The 20,008-nt window shown below is 33.8% G+C and carries 15 protein-coding genes; 3 read left to right on the plus strand and 12 right to left on the minus strand.

Annotated features, from left to right (window positions below; genetic code table 11):
* Positions 1-11: 11 nt before the first annotated feature.
* The 7 genes from G5V56_RS09470 to G5V56_RS09500 all read right to left on the minus strand — a co-directional run bounded on the left by G5V56_RS09470 (position 12) and on the right by G5V56_RS09500 (position 10,761).
* Complete coding sequence (locus tag G5V56_RS09470; protein WP_166964252.1) at positions 12-3,242, minus strand: S41 family peptidase; 3,231 nt, start codon at positions 3,240-3,242, stop codon at positions 12-14.
* Positions 3,243-3,316: 74 nt separating this feature from the next.
* Complete coding sequence (locus G5V56_RS09475; protein ID WP_166964254.1) at positions 3,317-4,432, minus strand: DUF2891 domain-containing protein; 1,116 nt, start codon at positions 4,430-4,432, stop codon at positions 3,317-3,319.
* A 379-nt stretch (positions 4,433-4,811) separates the two neighbouring features.
* A complete protein-coding gene (locus G5V56_RS09480) occupies positions 4,812-6,347 on the minus strand; it encodes a YifB family Mg chelatase-like AAA ATPase (RefSeq protein WP_166964256.1) in 1,536 nt (511 codons plus the stop codon).
* Between the two features lie 68 nt (positions 6,348-6,415).
* Positions 6,416-7,015 carry a nucleotidyltransferase family protein gene (locus tag G5V56_RS09485; protein ID WP_166964258.1) on the minus strand — a complete coding sequence of 200 codons (600 nt, stop codon included), beginning with the start codon at positions 7,013-7,015 and terminating at the stop codon, positions 6,416-6,418.
* 11 nt (positions 7,016-7,026) lie between these two features.
* Complete coding sequence (locus tag G5V56_RS09490) at positions 7,027-8,037, minus strand: XdhC family protein (protein ID WP_166964260.1); 1,011 nt, start codon at positions 8,035-8,037, stop codon at positions 7,027-7,029.
* 22 nt (positions 8,038-8,059) lie between these two features.
* On the minus strand, positions 8,060-10,276 hold the full coding sequence (locus G5V56_RS09495; protein WP_166964262.1) for a xanthine dehydrogenase family protein molybdopterin-binding subunit: 2,217 nt from the start codon (positions 10,274-10,276) through the stop codon (positions 8,060-8,062).
* Between the two features lie 23 nt (positions 10,277-10,299).
* Positions 10,300-10,761 (minus strand): (2Fe-2S)-binding protein, encoded by a 462-nt coding sequence (locus G5V56_RS09500; RefSeq protein WP_166964264.1) that lies wholly within the window; start codon positions 10,759-10,761, stop codon positions 10,300-10,302.
* 148 nt (positions 10,762-10,909) lie between these two features.
* On the opposite strand from G5V56_RS09500, the gene G5V56_RS09505 reads away from it, so the two are divergent.
* Positions 10,910-12,379: an SLC13 family permease gene (locus G5V56_RS09505; protein WP_166964266.1), complete on the plus strand. Its 1,470-nt coding sequence runs from the start codon at positions 10,910-10,912 to the stop codon at positions 12,377-12,379.
* Here the strand turns inward: G5V56_RS09505 and G5V56_RS09510 are convergent.
* Genes G5V56_RS09510 through tilS form a run of 4 tightly spaced genes read right to left on the minus strand, consistent with a single transcriptional unit; the run spans position 12,369 to position 16,907 of the window.
* Complete coding sequence (locus G5V56_RS09510) at positions 12,369-13,334, minus strand: YheT family hydrolase (protein WP_166964268.1); 966 nt, start codon at positions 13,332-13,334, stop codon at positions 12,369-12,371. The two genes, G5V56_RS09505 and G5V56_RS09510, sit on opposite strands and share 11 nt — an antisense overlap.
* 42 nt (positions 13,335-13,376) lie before the next feature.
* The gene (gene ade / locus G5V56_RS09515; RefSeq protein WP_166964270.1) at positions 13,377-14,999 is read right to left on the minus strand and encodes an adenine deaminase; all 1,623 of its coding nucleotides are present in this window, start codon (positions 14,997-14,999) and stop codon (positions 13,377-13,379) included.
* A gap of 12 nt (positions 15,000-15,011) precedes the next feature.
* On the minus strand, positions 15,012-15,575 hold the full coding sequence (locus G5V56_RS09520) for a hypothetical protein (RefSeq protein ID WP_240911277.1): 564 nt from the start codon (positions 15,573-15,575) through the stop codon (positions 15,012-15,014).
* Positions 15,576-15,593: 18 nt separating this feature from the next.
* Positions 15,594-16,907 (minus strand): tRNA lysidine(34) synthetase TilS, encoded by a 1,314-nt coding sequence (gene tilS / locus G5V56_RS09525; RefSeq protein ID WP_166964272.1) that lies wholly within the window; start codon positions 16,905-16,907, stop codon positions 15,594-15,596.
* A 124-nt stretch (positions 16,908-17,031) separates the two neighbouring features.
* Between tilS and G5V56_RS09530 the strand changes: the two genes are divergently transcribed.
* Positions 17,032-17,724 carry a hypothetical protein gene (locus G5V56_RS09530; protein WP_166964274.1) on the plus strand — a complete coding sequence of 231 codons (693 nt, stop codon included), beginning with the start codon at positions 17,032-17,034 and terminating at the stop codon, positions 17,722-17,724.
* Here the strand turns inward: G5V56_RS09530 and G5V56_RS09535 are convergent.
* Entirely contained in the window at positions 17,721-19,013 is a 1,293-nt protein-coding gene (locus G5V56_RS09535; protein ID WP_166964275.1) for an anthranilate synthase component I family protein, read from the minus strand. The genes G5V56_RS09530 and G5V56_RS09535 overlap by 4 nt on opposite strands.
* Before the next feature lie 80 nt (positions 19,014-19,093).
* On the opposite strand from G5V56_RS09535, the gene G5V56_RS09540 reads away from it, so the two are divergent.
* Positions 19,094-19,981, plus strand: coding sequence for an aldose 1-epimerase family protein (locus G5V56_RS09540; protein ID WP_166964276.1), 888 nt, complete (start codon positions 19,094-19,096; stop codon positions 19,979-19,981).
* The last annotated feature ends 27 nt before the right edge of the window (positions 19,982-20,008 follow it).

The raw sequence follows: 20,008 nt of genomic DNA on the forward strand, positions 1-20,008 counted from the left end.
ATCATAGTTTTTTATAACTGTTTTAACAACGTCTCAACAGCTTTCTTTAATTGCGTATCTTCTCCTTTTGCTTTATCATCAGGATTATTAGTCACCAAAACATCTGGAACAGCAGGTCCTAACTCCATATTAGATTTGGTTGATTTTACATACCAACCTCTAAATGGCATTCTAACATAAGACCCATCAATTAAATACGTAGCTCCAGTAGATATAACAGCTCCAAAAGTTGGTTCTCCAACCAAAGTTCCAATACCTAAAGTTTTATAGGCATGAGAAAATATTTCAGCATTAGAATAACTTGTAGAGTTACAAAGAGCAATAGATGGCTTAGTCCAAGCTGCTAATGGTAAACGTTCACTAAATGGATAATGATTTACAAATTTTGTTTGTTCTTTTTCCAAATTATCGGCAGCGCCTCTTGGAACGGTATAGGCATGCTGTTTTACATTAAGAACAGCCATAAGATAATCGGTCGTCCATCCGCCTCCATTATAACGAACATCGATAATCAAACCTTTTTTACCTAAACCTGCAGAGGTTAACTCTCGCTCAAATTCTTCAAAACTTTGCCAGTTCATTCCTTGAATATGAATATATCCCAATTTCCCATTGGAATATTTTTCCGTTAGCCTCTTACGCTCCCTAACCCAAGCATTATAATTCTCTTTTCTATTACTACTTTGTGGTCGTATAACAACTTCGACAGCGTTATTAACTCGTTTAACATCTAAATAAATCTTTTCATTAGAAGTTCCTTCTAAAAGGCTATACACGTTCAAATCTTTTGAAAGTTTAGTACCATTTACCGATGTAATGATGTCTCCAACTTGAATGGTGCTGGCAACACGATCTGCCGGCATTCCATAAGTTACAGTACTAACCTCTAGACTACCATTGTTTTTAGGTTTAAATTCAACTCCTAATAATCCGGTGGATTCTCTCTGTAAATCTTCTCGTTGCTCACCGCCATATAATCCCATATGACTCGCATTAATTTGACCTAACATCCAATTGAATATATTCTTAAAATCTACTCGCGTTGATGCCTTCATTGCTAAAGGCTTATAGACGTTTTTCAAAGCGCTCCAGTCTTGACCATGAAAATTAGGATCATAGAAACCATCATTAATAGCTTTCCATGCTTCATCAAATATCTGATCGGATTCTTCAGAATAGTCAATATCCATTTTAGCAGAAATAGCTAAGTTTTCTAATTTATCATCAGATAAATTAACACTTGAAAGCGAACCAGAACTTAACGTCATAAATAGAGTTTTTCCTTTATTATCTGCAGTAATTCGTGATGGTTTTTTATTTTTCGTTGTAATCTCCTTTTTGTCTTTTCCATCCCATGAAATTTTGTATAAATCTGATTCAACTTCAGCATCACCATTGCTACCATTTCCTGTGGTATAATAAATGGTTTTGCCATCACTAGATATATATTGAGCAAATTCACCTCCAACAAAATTAGTAACCTGAACTAAGCGTTGAAATATATTATCAAAATCTATAGTAATATCCTTAACAATTTTAGAATCACTATTCTCTTTATTGCCTTTCTTTTCATCTTTCTTATCGTCTTTTTTATCTTCATTATTCTTTTCCTCTTCCCAATCCTGCGCTGTCTTTTCCCAATCAGATTTATTTAACCAAACAAACCACACATCATAATCACCATTATTTCTATCAGAAGAAAACACCAACTTTTTGCCATCTGCGCTCCAAATAGGCCTACTATCTTGTTTTGGATGCATCGAAACATTGACTGGTTTTTGAGAATTATCAGCTTTATGAATATAAATTTCACCATTAAAATCTAAATCTTCTAAACTGTACGCCAACCATTTAGAATCAGGAGACCACGCAACATCACTTGGTGTTGCCCAACCATCAAGCAAGGTAATCTCTTTTGATAACTTTCCATTTTTATCAATTTGAGACACAATTAATTTACCTCTACCGTGTGTGTATACTATTGATTTTCCGTCTGGTGATATGATTGGATTTGATTCATTCTCGGATGTTTTTGTCAATCGTACAACGCTATGCTTCAACGAGTTCAATAAACTGGACTCCTTTGCATCCTCAGACTTTAAAAGATATAAATCACTTTGTCCATCTCTATCCGATACAAAAACAAGCGTACTATCATTTAACCATGTTGGCATTCTATCTCTGTAAGCTGATTTTGAAACGTTGACCGTTTTCTTATTATCCTTATTGGTTGATCTAATAAAAAGTTCTCCCCTAATCACTAACGCACTATAGTCTCCATTTGGAGAAATAGCAATATCACTTATATTGTTTGTATATGTTTTATGAACGACAGGATCAAACCTGAAATCTGAGGCTAACTTTAAATGAATCTCAGTTTGAGACTTTGTTATGGCATCTATTTGATATAGTTTATCGCCTTTTACCGCTACAATGGTTTTACCATTAGCACTCACGTTAAAAGAAAATATACCCATGTCTTTAAATGACGTTATTGGTTCAATCGTTCCTGTTTTTTGTCCTTGCTGATTAATTGTAAGTTTATGAATATTGTATTTACCGGTTCTTGAGGATTGAAAGTAGATAGTTGAATCATCACCCCATTGCGGATAAAAATCATTGCCATCATAGGTTGTTAATTGTGTATACGCATCATTCGCAATATCGTACAGCCAAATATTTCTATTAGCAGGTCCTTTATAAGCTTCTCGTTCAATACGGCAAGAACCTTTTACAAACACAATAAATTTTCCGTTAGGAGATCGTTTTGCATCAAAACCAACGGTACTCATGTATCTTTCTGGTGTTCCTCCTTTTTCACTGACTATTTGTGTTTCATATTCACGTTCAACCTGAGCAAATACACGTCTCGTTGAAAATATAATATGTCCGTCGCTCGTATAATCTGTTATATAGTCATAAGCCGAATGAAAGGTAATACGCTTTGGTAAACCTCCTTGAGACGGAATTATAAAAATGTCATTATTTCCGTAACGATTACTTTGAAATGCAATGGAATTCCCGTCATGACTCCACATTGGGTTGGTGTCATAGGCTTCATGAACCGTTAAGCGTTTAGTATTTTCTCCATTGATAGTCGCTGTCCAAATATCACCTTGATAATTAAACGCTATTTGTTGTCCATCGGGACTTACAGATGGTTTGTTAATGATAGGATTTTGAGAAAAACAAATTGAAGTTAATAGTAAAGAAAGAATAGATAGTTTATGTGATAATTGCATAGAGTAATAGTTTAGATTTCTAAAAATAATTCATTTTTATAATTAAGCCCTAACCTAATTGGTTTTTAACAATATTAGGTCGATAAATTAGCTACTGAACTCAAGGCGTAAATAGCAAAACTACCTAACCAATGACCGCCTTCATAACTATCGCCTACAATACTGCGTAACGAATAATTGATATGTTGATTCGCTATATTTTTTAAATGTTTATATTCCGGAAGTCCTTCGGCTATTTTATTCAAGCACCAAGCTCTCGAAAAGTTAACACCATCTAAATGTACTAATTGCCCATCGGTTCTATCAGACACTAAACCAACATCTAATTTATAATTGGGATTCTTTAGTTGGGGTAAAAAAGCATCTAGCCATATTTTAAATTTATCTTTAGGTAATAAGCGTTTCATTAAAGCAGCTTCTTCTAAACATGGCGATAAAAAATCACTTCCACTAGGTTCCCAAGACATAGGACAGTCTGTATCGTTTAAAAAGAAATAGTTTGCACGTTCTTTTATAGCTAATTTCAAAGAATCATTATGGACACTCTCAGCATAATCATAAGCAAAAGACAATCCAAATGCGGTATTAGGATGTGTACCAACACGCAACGGATAGTTTAATTTTGGTAAAAACTCGATGTATTTATCAGAAATCAAATCGGTTAAGGGTTGAAGATTTCCCTCTAACTCTCTGGCAACAGACGAATCCCAAGTATGCAACTCTTCAGCTAGTTTTAGCAACCAAGCCCAACCATAAGTACGTTCAAAGGATTTGTTATGTTCACCATCAAAAAAAGCTACTTCGGTTTCTATGTTTTCTTTTGAAATACTTTTGAGAAGTCGTTTCTTTATAGATTCGGAATTATCTAATTCGGGAAACATTTTTAATAAACGTACCAAACTCCAATGCCCATGAACCGACGAGTGCCAGTCGAAACAACCATAAAATGCCGGATGTAAAGTTTTTGGTGATTTTAAATCATAATCACTTCCTAATGTTTGCCCTAATCTGTTTGGATATTCAGTATCGATACAATGCAAAGGTAATTGTGCTAAATGGTTAGCTTGCTTTAGATTGAGTACAGGAGTTTCCACAATATCTGGTTTAGGGTTTTCTATGGTGTCTTTTTTTTTGAAATTGTTGCAGCTTACTATTAAAAAAGCAAACAAAAATATAGTTAGTTTGTTCATTTTATAAAAATCATAAAAGTTATACAACATAATCGAAACATATGAAAATAAGATTTCTCGTTTAATAATCTAAAAAACATATGCTTTTGTTTTTATGTAATTATTTTTTTTCTCTATCTAAATAAGTTTTAAAAAAGTTATTAAAATTTTGGTTTTCAGTTGTTTAAATTAAATTTAAAAAACATTAATCATAGGCAATAACAAAATAAATTTTAAAATATCTATTTTATCTGATATTACATTTATAAATAAAATGACCGATAATCCTAAAAATTTATATTACTTAGAAATAATAATTCTACTATTAAATATTTATTTTCTATTTTTTCAATAAAATTAAATTTTAAAATGAGAGTACTAAACTATCTGAAATCACAATTTACCCCAACCAGCCTTCTCTATCTAAACTTCTATATTGAATCGCTTCACTAATGTGCGAACCATTTACGTCTTCTACACCTTCTAAATCAGCTATGGTCCTAGAAACTTTTAAGATTCGATCATAAGCTCTTGCAGATAGATTTAACCGTTCCATAGCTGTTTTTAATAATTGTTTTGAAGGATCGTCTAACACACAATATTTTCGAATTTGCTTCGTGTTCATTTGCGCATTATAATGCACGATGTCAGATTCTGAAAAACGTTTGGTTTGAATCTCTCTGGCTTTGGTAACACGCTTTCGTATCTCAACCGAGGTTTCACTTTTCCTATCTTCTGATAATTTTTCAAAAGGAACTGGAGTGACTTCAATATGAATATCTATTCTATCCAACAACGGTCCAGAAATTTTACTTAAATATCGTTGCATTTCGGCTGGACTCGACGTAACTGGTGCATTAGGGTCGTTAAAATAACCACCAGGACTTGGGTTCATACTCGCTACCAACATAAAGGATGATGGATAGGTTACTGTAAACTTTGCTCTAGAAATGGTGACTTCTCTATCTTCAAGAGGCTGCCTTAACACCTCCAAAACACTGCGTTTAAATTCTGGTAATTCATCTAAAAACAACACACCGTTATGTGACAACGATATTTCGCCTGGTTGCGGAAAGGCGCCACCACCCACTAAAGCAACATCGCTAATGGTGTGATGTGGACTTCTAAACGGACGTTGTGCCATGAGCCCCGTATCTTTAACACGACCAACTACCGAATGTATTTTAGTTGTTTCCAAAGCTTCATGTAAGGTCATTGGCGGTAAAATACTAGGTAAACGTTTGGCTAACATGGTTTTTCCTGCTCCTGGAGGGCCAATTAAAATAATGTTATGGCCACCAGCAGCTGCAATTTCCATACAACGCTTAATACCTTCTTGCCCTTTAACATCGCTAAAATCAAATTCTGGAAAGTCTAAATTTTTATAAAATTCTTCGCGTGTGTTGATTATGGTTTGTTCTAGCGGTTCGCCTTTATCAAAATAATCAATCACTTGTTTTATAGTATCAACACCATAAACCTCAAGATTATCAACAATAGCAGCTTCCTTCGCATTTTGACTTGGCAGAATAAAGCCTTTAAAACCCTCTTCTCGCGCTTTTACAGCAATTGGCAATGCACCTTTAATGGGTTGCAAACTACCATCTAAAGATAACTCCCCCATGATAATGTATTTCTCCAACTCTTCAGCTTGAATTTGTTTTGAAGCAGCCAAAATACCAATAGCCAAGGTTAAATCGTAGGCGCTTCCCTCCTTCCGTAAATCGGCAGGCGCCATATTAATGGTTATTTTTTTTCCTGGGATTTTATAACCGTTATTTTGAAGTGCAGCCGCAATACGGTAATTACTTTCTTTAATGGCATTATCTGGCAATCCTACTAAATGATAGCCAATACCACTATCAACATTTACTTCAACAGTAATGGTGGTAGCTTCAACACCAAAAACGGCACTTCCAAATACTTTTTTGAGCATAAAAATTGTTTAAAGCTTAAATGTAAGAAAAGTATATGAAAAATTATAAAAAAGGATATCATCAATACTTAATGATGATTTTTGAATAAAACCTCATAGTCTTCTTTACTATCAATATCCGAAATAACATGGCTTCCATCAATAAACGTTACCCTATCTGAATATTTTTCTAATATTTTTTTCGCCCCTTTGTCGCCATTCAGTTGAGACAATTCCTCAAAATAAGATTTATTAAAAATAGCTGGCACCCCTAATTTTTGGTATTTATACAAAGTGCAGGTAATCTCGTTTTTACTTTCGTTATGTTTGTTGATGAGTGCATTCAAAAAATAAGCGTCTATTAAAGGCTGATCGGCCAACATAACAAGAACCTCATTGATTTCTGGATGACATTTTGAAATTTCTTGAACGCCAAATGAAATGGAGCTGCCCAACCCTTGTTTCCAAGCATCATTTTTTAAAACGTGTAAATTATAAGGATTAATTTGAGATATTATCTTTTCATAATTTGCCCCTAAAACAAGAAAAATACCATCGTTTTCTATATGCGTTACTGAATTTATGGCATGTTGTAACAAATTCGTGTTTTTCCATTTAAGAAGTTGTTTAGGGAACCCCATCCTGGAAGCATTTCCAGCAGCAAGTATTAATACTACTAGTTTTGACAATTGAAATCGATTTATATATGAATTCGTCCTGTTTTTTCTTTCAAAGACATAGGCTCTTGCTTTCTAACGACAGATAAGATTTCTGAAACAATTGATATCGCAATCTCTTGAGGCGTTTCAGCACCTAAATTTAACCCGGCTGGTGCATGAATGTTTTCAATAAAAGCCTCATCGACTTCGGGACAATATTCTAAAAATTGTGATAAGAGTTTTTCTCGTCGATTAGAAGGTCCTAAAATTCCTAAATAAGCTGGTTTAGAATCCTTCAACTCTAACAAATACTTTAAATCATTCGAAAAATTATGTGTCATTAATACGATAGCCGTTTGATTATCTATGGAATGAAGTTCTAAGGCATCCGGAGACACTGAAAAAAAAGCGGTTGCACCTGGAAAGTCTTCTATGGTTTTAGATTCTAAAGGGCCCGAAATTACGGTGACATCCCAACCTGTATAATGTGCCAGTTTACATAGCCGAACCGAATCATGCTCTGTTCCAAAAATCATTAATTTAAAACAAGGCTTTAATTCTTCTTCAAAAACTAAATCTTCGTTATTTATTTTTAAAGATTTCGAAAGTAGATGATGATTATTTTTGAAAAACACAACCGAACCAATAGACGCATGTTCGCCTATCTCTTTTGAATAATATGATTTAATTTGAAATGACTCTCTGTCTTTTAAACAATTCGTGAAGCCGTTAAAAAATTCAAGATGAGGATTAAATGGTTCTATCAAAATGTATAGAATACCTTCACAACCTAAACGGTATCTACCATCATAGGTCATCATTTTTGGGTTTCCTGTTTTAAAAACTGATTCTGATTCACGAAGAATATCTTTTTCTACACAACCGCCACTTACAGCACCAATCATTTTACCATTTTCAAGAATAAGCATTCTTACACCCGGTTTTCTATATGAAGACCCTTCTAAATCTACTACTGTTGCTAAAACAGATTTTAAACCCTGCTTTTTTGCTAAAAGATAGTTATCTGCTATCGTTTTAAATTCATGTGTCATAAAAACCCTTTGTAATACAATCCTAACTTAATATTTTTTCAACTTTAATATGATTGATATATGGCTGTTTTGTTAACCGTTGACCCGTCGCCTTATAAATAGCATTAGCAACTGCTGCACCAACTGGTGGCAACGTTGGTTCTCCTAAACCTGTTGGAGCTATATCACTATCTACAAAATGAATATCTACTTGAGGTGTTTGCCCCATTCTGATTAACTGATAGGTATCAAAATTATTTGACTGTGGAATTCCATTATTAAAGGTTAATTCGCCATACAAAGCATGTCCGATGCCATCAATAACACCTCCAGCCACTTGATTTTTGGCTCCTAACGGATTAACAACAACACCACAATCTACTGCTACTGTAACCTTTTTCACTTCTGGCAACCCATTATTCATCACAATATCAGCTACTTCAGCAACATGAGAATTGTGACAATAATACACTGAAAAACCTTGATAAACTCCTTCTTTAGCGTGACCCCAATTAGCTTTTTCTGTTGCTAATTTTATAACTCCTTGCAAGCGCTCCGGAATATATTCAATCTTTGGATCTAGATTTTGTTTTGCTTTTTCCAATAAATCAAGATGTAATTGAACTCTATCTACACCCATAAGTTCAGCTAGTTCATCAAAAAAGCTTTGTTCTGCATTTGCTAAAAAATTGGTGTATGGCGCTCTCCAAGCTCCTGTGGTAATATTACTGTTATAATTTGCTACATCAACTTGATAATTGGATATGGCAGCAGCCGGAAAAAAATTAGGTATTAAGCCATACATATTTCCCCCTACAGCTGCCTCTTTTAGCTGATATCCAGAAATCTCACCATTCTTTATACTCGCTTTAATTCTATATTTTGTTGCTGGACGATACACGCCTGTCGTCATATCATCTTCTCTGGTGGAGACCATTTTAACAGGTTTCATTATAGTATTTGAAATTTCAGCCGCTTCTAACGCAAAATCAGAATAAAGTCGTCTTCCAAAACCTCCTCCCATTCGAGTCATTTCAACATAAATATCATCCACATTTCGATCTAACAATACAGCAACAGATTTTGCAACTTCTTCTGGCGTCTGTGTCGGACCTACCAAATGAATTTTATCAGCACTAACGTTAGCGAAAAAATTCATAGGTTCCATTGTATTATGTGGCAAAAAAGACGATTCATATGTGCGTTCAAGAACCTCATCTGCTTCAGCAAATGCCTTATCTATATCACCATCAGATCGCATGGTTTTAAACGACGTCCCATCTAATAAATCCAGTAAGGTTTTATTATGAAACTCAGTGCTTTCAAGAGGCGACTCATCTTTCCAAACAGCTTTAATGGCTTTTTTTCCTTTAATAGCATCCCAAGTCGTTTTAGCAATCACCACAACTTTATCGGTACCGCTCAAGGTAGCTGTCCAACTCACATAGCCTTTGCTTAAAAAGTTTCTGGCTTTCTCTCCAATTGTAATCACATCTATAACTCCCGGAATGGCTTTTGCCGCCGTGGCATCAAAAGATTCCAAAACTTGACCGAATGCAGGCGGTCTTAAAACCGAAGCATACAACATACCTTCTTCTTTATAATCGAGTCCGAACAAAGGTTTTCCGGTAATAATACCATCGATATCGACATTACTCGTTCCTTTGCCTATAATCGTAAAATCTTTAGGATCTTTTAAAGTAACATTTTCAGGAACTTGCATAGCTGCTGCTTCTAAAACCACATCGCCATAACCCAACTTATCTCCTTTTGAATTGGTAATAACACCTTGTTTTGCAGTACATTCTGAAGGTGATACACCCCATCTAGCAGCTGCAGCATTGACTAACATTTGTTTTGCTGTGGCTCCTGTTTGTCTTAACGGTTCCCAATTTTGTCTAATAGATTGACTACCTCCAGCGACTTGATTATTGAAGTTTTTAGTATCTAAAGGAGCTTGTTGCACATAAACATCATCCCAAGGCACATCTAATTCTTCTGCAATTATCATAGGCATTGAGGTTTTTACACCTTGACCTATTTCTGGATTTATAGAGAAAATAGTGACTTTCCCTTCATTAGAAATTTTGATAAAGGCATTAAAGTCATTAAAGTTTAATTGACTAATATCTACAGGCACTTTAGCGTCAGACTTACACGCATTGAATAAGTTAAAACCAATAAGCATACCGCCACTTGCTAATGCAGACGTTTTAAGGAACGATCTTCGGCTAAAATTTGATTGTTTTGAAGGTGTCATGTTCTATCTATCTTAATGGTTAATTATTTTATTTTATCGGCAGCTACTTTTACTGCTTTCTCTATACTATTATAAGAGGCACATCTACAAATATTACCATGCATGGCATTTCGTATTTCCGTCTCACTCGGGTTTGAATTTTTATTTAAAAAAGCCGATGCCGTCATAATTTGTCCAGACTGGCAATAACCACATTGTGGGACATCAACCTCTTTCCAAGCTTGTTGAACAGGGTGATCGCCTTCCTCAGACAAACCTTCAATCGTTGTAATATTCATACCTTCAGATTGAGATACTTGAATCAAACAACTGCGCATCGCATTGCCTTCAACATGAACCGTACAGGCACCACATTGCCCAATTCCGCATCCAAATTTGGTTCCTACAAGGTTTAGATGATCTCTTAAAACCCATAATAAAGGTGTATCCATTTCAGCCTCTACCGTATAGGCCTTATTGTTAATTTTTAAATTGAATGTTGGCATTTTTTGAATATTAATTAAAAAATAAGTTCAGATTGTTTAAAAGTGCTGGTATTTTCATAAATATATAAAAAAAATAAAGTTATTTTTAAGGGATAGTATTGTTTTAACATTTATTTCAAAATAAAATTTAAATCTTTAAAATAATTTGATGATAAATTCAAAGCGCATTGGCTTATTTCTTGGCCCTATTCTTTATATTACCATTCGTCTTTTTCTTAAACCAGAAGGCTTATCTGAAGAGGCAAATGGTGTATTAGCATCAACTCTTTGGATTGCTATTTGGTGGATAACCGAAGCCATTCCTATCGCCGCAACAGCCTTATTGCCTATTGTTTTATTTCCACTCTCTGGAAGTCTAGATTTAGCATCAACAACAACATCCTACGGTCATAAATATGTCTTTCTGTATTTAGGTGGTTTTATTATTGCCATTGCTATTGAAAAATGGAATCTACATAAACGCATTGCGCTTAACATTATAAAACTTATTGGGACTAATATTAAAAAAATTATTCTAGGATTTATGGTGGCAACGTCATTTTTATCCATGTGGATTTCAAATACTGCCACGTCAGTCATGATGCTTCCTATTGGCATTGCTATTATCAAACAACTAAAAGACAATCCGGAAACTGATAAGAATGAAAATTTAATTTTCGGAAAAGCCTTAATGTTAGCCATTGCCTACAGTGCATCCATTGGAGGCATAGCAACTTTAATTGGCACGCCACCAAATTTGGTTTTAGCAGGTATTGTCTCTGAAACTTACGGTTATGAAATCACATTTTTACAATGGTTTAAATTTGGTTTTCCTATCTCTACAGTATTGATTTTTGTTTCTTGGAAATACTTAAGCTCATTCGCTTTTGCATTTAAACAAAAAGAATTTCCAGGAGGAAAAACAGAAATCACGCGCTTGTTAAAAGCGCTAGGAAAGATGCGATATGAAGAAAAATTAGTCGCTTTTGTTTTCTTTGCAACTGCTTTTTGTTGGATTACAAGATCATTTCTATTACAAAAACTATTACCACAACTTGATGATACTATTATTGCCATTGTTTTCGCAGTAGTTTTATTTATAATTCCATCAAAAACTAAACACAAACAATTAATTTCTTGGAAAGACACTAAAAAACTGCCTTGGGGAATTATTCTCTTATTTGGCGGCGGGATGGCATTAGCAAAAGGATTTGAGACTAGCGGATTAGCCTTATGGATAGGAAATCAAATGATATCATTAGCGGGGTTAAACATCATTATTATTATTTTATTATTAATTACATCTGTAAACTTTTTAACCGAAATAACATCAAATCTTGCGACAACTGCGATGCTTTTACCTGTGTTGGCTCCTATGGCTTTAAGCATCGATGTGCATCCGTTTATACTTATGGTTAGCGCCACCGTTGCTGCTTCCTGTGCCTTTATGCTTCCTGTTGCAACGCCTCCAAATGCTGTTGTTTTTGGTTCTGGTTATTTAAAAATTTCAGATATGGTGAAGACAGGTTTTTTTATGAATATCATTTCAATACTTGTTTTAACAACTTTCGTATACTTGGCACTTCCTGAATTATGGCATATACTCATTAAGGGTTTTCCTGAAGCTCTTAAAAAGTAGATTGTTTTACAAATTCTAACGCGCGTTTTTCGTTGTAATACACATTCTTTTTATCAATAAACCCTGCATGACCGCCGTGCTTTGGCATTTCTAAAAACAAATTTTCATTTTGTTTGGCTTCTTTTACCGGATAACATTCAGGAGACAAGAAGGAATCGTTCAAAGCATTGATAATAAGTGATGGAACTTTAATATTAGGCAAAAATTGTAAACAACTACATTGTGTATAATAATCCAACCCGTCTTTAAATCCATGAGCTTTTGCTGTATACACATTATCAAAATCGTATAAGGTTTTGATGGAATTAAGCGCATCTAAACTTAAAATATCTGAATATTGCTGTTGTTTTATCCGAAGTCTATCTACTAAATGTTTTTTAAACCGATCGTGATATAATCTATTTTCCAGAGTGTGCAACATTCTAGCTGATCCTTCTAAAGAACAAGGCACAGAAACCGCAATCACTGCTTTTATTTCCTGTGGTATTTCAGTGCGCTCTCCAAGATACTTCAAAGCCATATTCGCTCCCAAACTGATGCCTTTAATATAAATATGTGTATAGGCTTTAGTTTGAATGATATGATTAATCACCGACTCTAAATCTTCGGTAGCTCCTGAATGGTAGGATCTGTATTTTAAATTATCGCTTCCACTACACCCTCTAAAATTCACACAAACAGCATCTATTTTATTGTTATTAAATAATTTAGCTGTTCCGGTCATATAAGGCCGTTGGGCATTCCCTTCCAAACCATGCAGCATAATAATGACTTTATTTGTTTTCTCTTCCGAAAAACTCCAATCTAAATCTAGGAAATCACCATCAGGCAAAGTGATACGTTCTCGCTCTTGGGTAAGTCCTTTAACTCGTCTCATTAATCCGGAATAAACGGTAGAAACATGTCCATTTTTAAAAAAGAAGGATGGTTTATAATTACTGTCTATTATGGGCATTTGGTTATTGGTTGTTAGTTGATATGTTTTGAGTTTGTTAAACTATTTTACTTCTAGACTTGTGAATTTGAATGTTGTGCCATTAAACAAGCCTTTATCACTCAATTTTAATGACGGAATGACTAAAAGTGCCATAAAAGACAAGGTCATGTATGGCGCATGTAACGTACTTCCTAATCGTTTAGCCATAGCATCTAATTCAGCATATTTTATTCCGACAGTTTCTCCATCTTGGTCGCTTATAATACCTGCAACTGGTAGTGGAATAATATTTTCTTCGGAATTAGACACTGCGCAAATTCCTCCTTTATGTTCTATTATTAAATTCACCGCTTTACAAATAGCATCATCTGAAACGCCTACAGCAATGATATTATGAGAATCATGACCAACTGAGGAGGCAATAGCGCCTTCTTTTAATCCGAAATTCTTAATAAAAGCAATAGCTGGTTTCTGGTTTTGATAGCGATTTACGACCGTCATTTTCAAGACATCTGCCTCTAAATTTGAAATAATATTTCCGTTTTCAACAAGAGCATCTTCAATTAATTCGTTAGTCACTAATTGCCCTTCCAGAGCTTCAATAACTCTAATTTTTTCGGCAGAAGCATCAAACCTAAAATCTGAAACGTGTTTCTTTTCTGTATAAAAATTATTTAAAAGTTCAAAGTTAACTGGCTTGATGAGTGATTGGCTTTTATTAAAAACTAATTCGCCATTTATATACGTTTGAATAGCTTTAAAATCAATTAAATCTTCAACCACAACACAATCGGCAGCATCCCCTTCATTGAGCAAACCAACATCGAGATTATAATGTTTTACTGGATTGATACAGGCGGCTTGCAAAACTTTAAACACATCCATATTTTTAGCAACGGCACGCGCACATAGCTTGTTGATATGATTGAGCAACAAATCGTCCGGATGTTTATCATCACTACAAAACATCATATTTTCGAAATGCTCAGGAAGTAAATCAATCAAGGCTTCAAAGTTTTTAGCAGCACTTCCTTCGCGTACCAAAATCTTCATTCCTTTTTGAAGTTTCTCTAGACCTTCTTCAAAGGTAAAACATTCATGATCCGTTGAAATTCCGGCGTTAATATATTTCGTAATATCGTCGCCAAGAATTCCTGGTGCATGACCATCAACAGGTTTATTATAATGTTTTGCCCAAGCGATTTTTTTCATCACCTCGCCATCGTCAAACAAAACGCCGGGATAATTCATCATTTCTGCTAAATATTTAATATCTGGATTTTGAAGTAATTTATTAATGCCTTCGGAATCGATAATAGCTCCAGCCGATTCAAAACTCGTGGCAGGCACGCAAGATGGTGCACCAAAATTGAATTTAAACGGCACTTTTTTACCGTTTTCAATCATAAACTCCACACCTTTAACACCTAGTACATTGGCTATTTCATGTGGATCGGAAACTGTAGCAACGGTTCCATGTTTGACTGCTAACCGTGCAAATTCACTGGGCACCAACATAGAACTTTCTATATGAATGTGAGCATCGACAAAACCAGGTAAAATATAATGGTTTACATCATGATCCTTTTCAATAATAGATGTGATTTTACCGTTTTCAATAGTAATTTCTCCTTTAAAAATACGCTTGTTTGGTATATCAACAATTTGTCCTTGTAAGGTCATTCTTTACGTGTTTTATTTACTTAAATTTTTAATACATGTCTCCCTTAATTTCCAAATTTCGTCAAAATTTAAAGGCAAACTCTCTTTAACAATCCAATTTTTTATAAATTTTTTATGATAATCATCTTTAAACGTTATCACTTGTTCTGCCTTAATTTCTAGTTCCTCTATGATGTCTACTTTTATTTTTGCAAAATCTAAATGCTTTGAAGTTACATCAATACATTCATCAAGAATCTTCAAATAACAATGCGCTTCTGGAATATAATCAATTGAACATCCTGTTATGGCATCTCCTATTTTAGGTGTATTTAATGGATTCATCTTAAAAACACTAAGTATTAATTTTACATTTGGAATATGATTAAAATCGGCAACTTGTTTAAGATACGCATGCTTAGAGCTACAAGTTCCTGTGTTTTCTAGAATTACTAAGCTTAAATTTGCTCTATCACTAGTTCTTCCGTAAGGAATGCTTTTGACATATTTTATTAAATTATTCCACGTTTCAATGCCATGTCGCTTTGCTAATTTTGTTAAACTATCATTTGAAGTTAATTTATAATCTATGGACATTATTGCAAATTGTGAAAATTATTGTAATTCAATTTTTAAAATATGTTTGGTTTGCTCAGTAACTTTAAATCGATTATCGGCTCGTTTGCCAATAACCCAAACTATGTCATCTCCAGATGTTAATAGCCAGATGTTTTCTTTTTCAATTAAAGATAATTTTTCATCTTTTAAATATTTACTCAATTTCTTTTTGCCGTTCATTCCTAACGGATAAAAAAAGTCGCCTTCTTGCCATTTTCTAACAAACAACGGATAGTCTAAAAGCGCTTTATCTACATAGAGAATGCCGGACTTGGTAGTCGACATAGCATCAACTTGATTAAAATGTAATATCCCTGATGGGATTTGAATATTAGTATCGTTTTCAGTTATTGTAATTACTTGAGATTCTTCGCTTGATGTTATATCAGTTAATATCAAATAGTCTCTGTCTTTCAACAAGCGATGAGTAGAAGAAAACACTTGCTTGCCAGACTGAGCATCCAATAAATTTACAATATCATTCCATTCTGTAAATCCAAAATCTTTTAAAAATTCGTGGAGGTACGCTTTCGGATTTTTTAGTGTTTTAAATTCTGATATTTTAAACTTTAATGTGTTGACGTCTATAGTGACAATAGCTCGTTTCAAAACTGCATTTAAGCTATCATCAACAATATCTGCTGTGTCATTTAAATTATTTAAAGTCGTTTGAAAATTTTGTAGCAACTGTGGATTGATTTCTTTTAAGACAGGAATAACATCATGACGCAACTTATTCCGTAAATATTTTCTTGATGCATTACTGCTATCGTCTCGCCATGTTACTCGATGTTCTTTAGCATATGTCTCAATATCTTGCACCGAAAACAGTAATAGTGGCCTGACTATTGCTCCATTAATCTCAGGGATGCCCGTTAAACCATTCAATCCTGTTCCTCGTGATAGATTGATTAAAAAAGTTTCCAAATTATCATCGGCATGATGTGCTGTTAAAATATAGTCGAATTTTAGTTGATCCTTCAGTTCTTGAAACCAATGATAACGCAAATCTCTGGCTGCCATTTGGATTGACAATTTATGCTCTTTAGCGTAGGCATTGGTATCAAAACTTTCAATAAAGACTTCTAAATCTAAATCTTCAGCCAATTGGAATACAAAATCTTCATCCGTATCACTTTCATCCCCTCTTAAATTAAAATTACAATGAGCTAAGGCAATATTTAACTTTAATTGATGACATAAATGGGTTAATACCACGCTATCTATTCCACCTGAAATGGCTATTAAAAGTCTGCTATTCTTTAAAAAAGAAAAACGAGTATTAATATGATTTTGAAATTGTTCAATCATATTTCAAATATACAACTTTGAATATTGAAATTAATATCAAGTTGTTAATATAAAATGACAATAATCAGGAATTATAAAGTGAAAAATATGTACCTTAATAACGTTAATTTTAAATACTATTATTATGTGTTCAATAGAAAAAATAAACGATAAAGCTACTAAACTAGCATTTGATAAACGCGTAGTTTCTGCAACACAACAAATTCACCCATATGTAAAACACAGACTATATATAGCTGAATCAACAGGTATTATACCTAAAAAAATGGATACATCAAATGGTATCATTGATGACAGCATCGCTGAATTTTATGAAAATGGATTTGATGTTGACAGTGATATACACACCATCAAAATCAAGCTTTTTAAAATAGCTAATTCTAACTTAGAAACACTTTTTAAAAAAGAGGCGTTTCATAAAGATACGATTAGTACCAATAGCATACTTGAAGAAGAACTTGATGACTTAGAAGAGCATTACACTATGAATGCTGATTGGGATTTTGTAATGAATGAAGAGCTCAATGATATTTCATATAAACAAGACCATAAACACAAACATTTGTTTTTATATGATGATAATAACAGTTCTGTTTTATCAGAATTTGACGCTGAAGACATAGAGCCAAACAGATCTAAACAAATTTTAGGTAGTCTTTATAGCTGGATGCCTTTACATGTTTCGAGTGTGATAGATTTGCTTGTTTTTGGAAAACTAAGTTTTGAAGACATCGCAAAAGTAAAATCTATTGAAGTGAGCCGTGTAGAATTTATTTATGAGGAAGTAAAAAAGCAATTTAAAGATCATTTAGATTAATTCTCTAAAACATCGCGCATTGCTTTAGCCTTAATGAGGCATTCTTCGTATTCTTTTAGAGGGTCGCTCTTTGCCGTAATAGCGCCGCCAACAGAATAGGATACATAATTATTGCTTTCATTGTATAGAATACTGCGTATTACGACATTAAAATCGAAATTGCCATCTGGAGTAAAATAACCAACAGCTCCAGAATATAGGCTGCGTTTGGTTTCCTCTAATGTTTCAATTATGTTCATAGCGGATATTTTTGGTGCACCCGTCATACTGCCCATTGGAAATGTACTTTTAAGAACATCGACAGGATGAACAGAATTTTCAATTTCCGAAACCACAGTAGAAATCATTTGATGTACTTGTTTAAAGCTGTATACTTTGCATAATTCTACAACGCGTACACTTCCCTTTTTTGCTGTTTTAGATAAATCGTTACGCACTAAATCCAGAATCATGATATTCTCGCTTCGCTCTTTTTCGTCTTGAGATAGGTCTGTTTTTAATTGTAAATCTTCATCTGCATTCATAGAGCGTTTTGCCGTTCCTTTGATGGGTTCTGATATTATCGAATGCCCTTCCTTTTTCAAATAGCGTTCAGGTGACGATGACATTAAAAACAAATCATTAAGCCTTAAAAATGTTGCAAATGGTGGTTTTGAAATCTCGTTGAGCTTAAAATAGGTTTCCAATGGATTGATTGTCGTGTCTTCAGCATAAAACTCTTGGCAAAAATTAACTTCGTACACATCGCCACGATGAATATGCTCTAAAACACGATTCACCTTCTCAAAGTAGGCATCTTTGTGAATGCGCATTTTAATTTTTACTGAATCCTGATTTTGTTGATTTGTTGATTTGTTCATTTGTTGGATGTTTTTTAAATCAGTTTTCAAATCATTTTCTACAATATCTAAATATTGAATTTCAACCTGATTCCCTTTCAGTAAAAACAATTTTTTAGGCTGAAAAAAATATAAATCTGGAAATTCTAAGCCATCAAAATTATGCGATTCTAAAGGCTCAACATCATTCTTCAAATCATACGTTAAATACCCCAAAATCCAATCCTTGCAATTTGATTGATACTGTTTAAGTGTATTAAATGCATCACAATGATTTGTTTGAACACTACTCATAGCATCAACCGCCAAAACAGCATCAAAACTAGAATAGGTTTGCTCATAATTATTAGAATCTAGCCAAACTACCTCATGAAACTGCTGACTCCAAAGAAGGAGCTTTTGTTTAAATACTTCTGGATTTTCAACGTTATGACTAATTGTTGTTCTCAATAACAAAAAATTATGGAGTAAAGTTAGTTAGAATCCTTAAAAAATTAAGAATTTTGCTTATTAGTTTTAAAATAGCAGGTATGTATACATTAGAGAATAATAAACTTAAAATTGGGGTTAAAAAAGCTGGGGCAGAATTATCACAAATTTCATCTGTAAAAAACACCAATGAATTTATGTGGCACGCAAATCCTGCTGTTTGGGCTAACCACGCTCCAAATTTATTTCCTATTATCGGCGCCTTAAAAGACGATTCTTATATTTTTGAGAACCAAACATATCAGCTCGTAAAACACGGATTTGTAAGATATAATGAGGACGTTGTTTTGCATGAGCAAACCAAAGCCAGCTTAACGTTTAAATTAAAGTATAACGACGCTACCTTCCAATCCTATCCTTTTAAATTTGAATTTTATATCACTTATAAACTAACGGATAATGTGATAGAAATCATTCATACCGTTAAAAATATAGACATCAAAACCATGTATTTTTCTTTAGGTGGTCATCCGGCATTTAAGTGTCCTGTTTACAATGACACTTATGATGACTATTTTTTAGAGTTTGAACACAATGAAACTTCAGAAAGGCACCTAATTAATATGGAAAATGGGTTGATTTCTTCAAATACAGAACCTGTTTTTAAAAATTCTAATATTTTAAGATTGACCCACGAATTATTTAATGATGACGCACTAGTTTTTAAAGATTTAAAATCTAGAAAAGTGACTTTAAAAAGTGATACGTACGGTGCTATTCTAACGGTTAAATACCAACATTTCCCCTATTTAGGTATCTGGGCAAAACCAAATGGCGACTATGTTTGTATTGAACCTTGGTTAGGTATTGCTGACAGCGAAGACACTAATCAAGACTTTAAAACGAAGGAAGGCATTTTGTCTTTAAAGGCTCAAGAAAGCTTTACAGCTAGCTATAGTATTGAAATTCACAACAATCATCTCGTTTAAATACGAATAATAACCTTAACTTTGCCA

This window comes from Yeosuana marina, assembly GCF_011762485.1.
In the GTDB taxonomy this organism is placed as follows: Bacteria; Bacteroidota; Bacteroidia; order Flavobacteriales; family Flavobacteriaceae; genus Yeosuana; species Yeosuana marina.

Coding starts and splice junctions, on each gene's coding strand:
- G5V56_RS09470 (WP_166964252.1), bottom strand. CDS start 3,242: ATGCAATTATCACATAAACTATCTATTCTTTCTTTACTATTAACTTCA.
- G5V56_RS09475 (WP_166964254.1), bottom strand. CDS start 4,432: ATGAACAAACTAACTATATTTTTGTTTGCTTTTTTAATAGTAAGCTGC.
- G5V56_RS09480 (WP_166964256.1), bottom strand. CDS start 6,347: ATGCTCAAAAAAGTATTTGGAAGTGCCGTTTTTGGTGTTGAAGCTACC.
- G5V56_RS09490 (WP_166964260.1), bottom strand. CDS start 8,037: ATGACACATGAATTTAAAACGATAGCAGATAACTATCTTTTAGCAAAA.
- G5V56_RS09495 (WP_166964262.1), bottom strand. CDS start 10,276: ATGACACCTTCAAAACAATCAAATTTTAGCCGAAGATCGTTCCTTAAA.
- G5V56_RS09500 (WP_166964264.1), bottom strand. CDS start 10,761: ATGCCAACATTCAATTTAAAAATTAACAATAAGGCCTATACGGTAGAG.
- G5V56_RS09505 (WP_166964266.1), top strand. CDS start 10,910: ATGATAAATTCAAAGCGCATTGGCTTATTTCTTGGCCCTATTCTTTAT.
- G5V56_RS09510 (WP_166964268.1), bottom strand. CDS start 13,334: ATGCCCATAATAGACAGTAATTATAAACCATCCTTCTTTTTTAAAAAT.
- ade (WP_166964270.1), bottom strand. CDS start 14,999: ATGACCTTACAAGGACAAATTGTTGATATACCAAACAAGCGTATTTTT.
- G5V56_RS09520 (WP_240911277.1), bottom strand. CDS start 15,575: ATGTCCATAGATTATAAATTAACTTCAAATGATAGTTTAACAAAATTA.
- tilS (WP_166964272.1), bottom strand. CDS start 16,907: ATGATTGAACAATTTCAAAATCATATTAATACTCGTTTTTCTTTTTTA.
- G5V56_RS09530 (WP_166964274.1), top strand. CDS start 17,032: ATGTGTTCAATAGAAAAAATAAACGATAAAGCTACTAAACTAGCATTT.
- G5V56_RS09540 (WP_166964276.1), top strand. CDS start 19,094: ATGTATACATTAGAGAATAATAAACTTAAAATTGGGGTTAAAAAAGCT.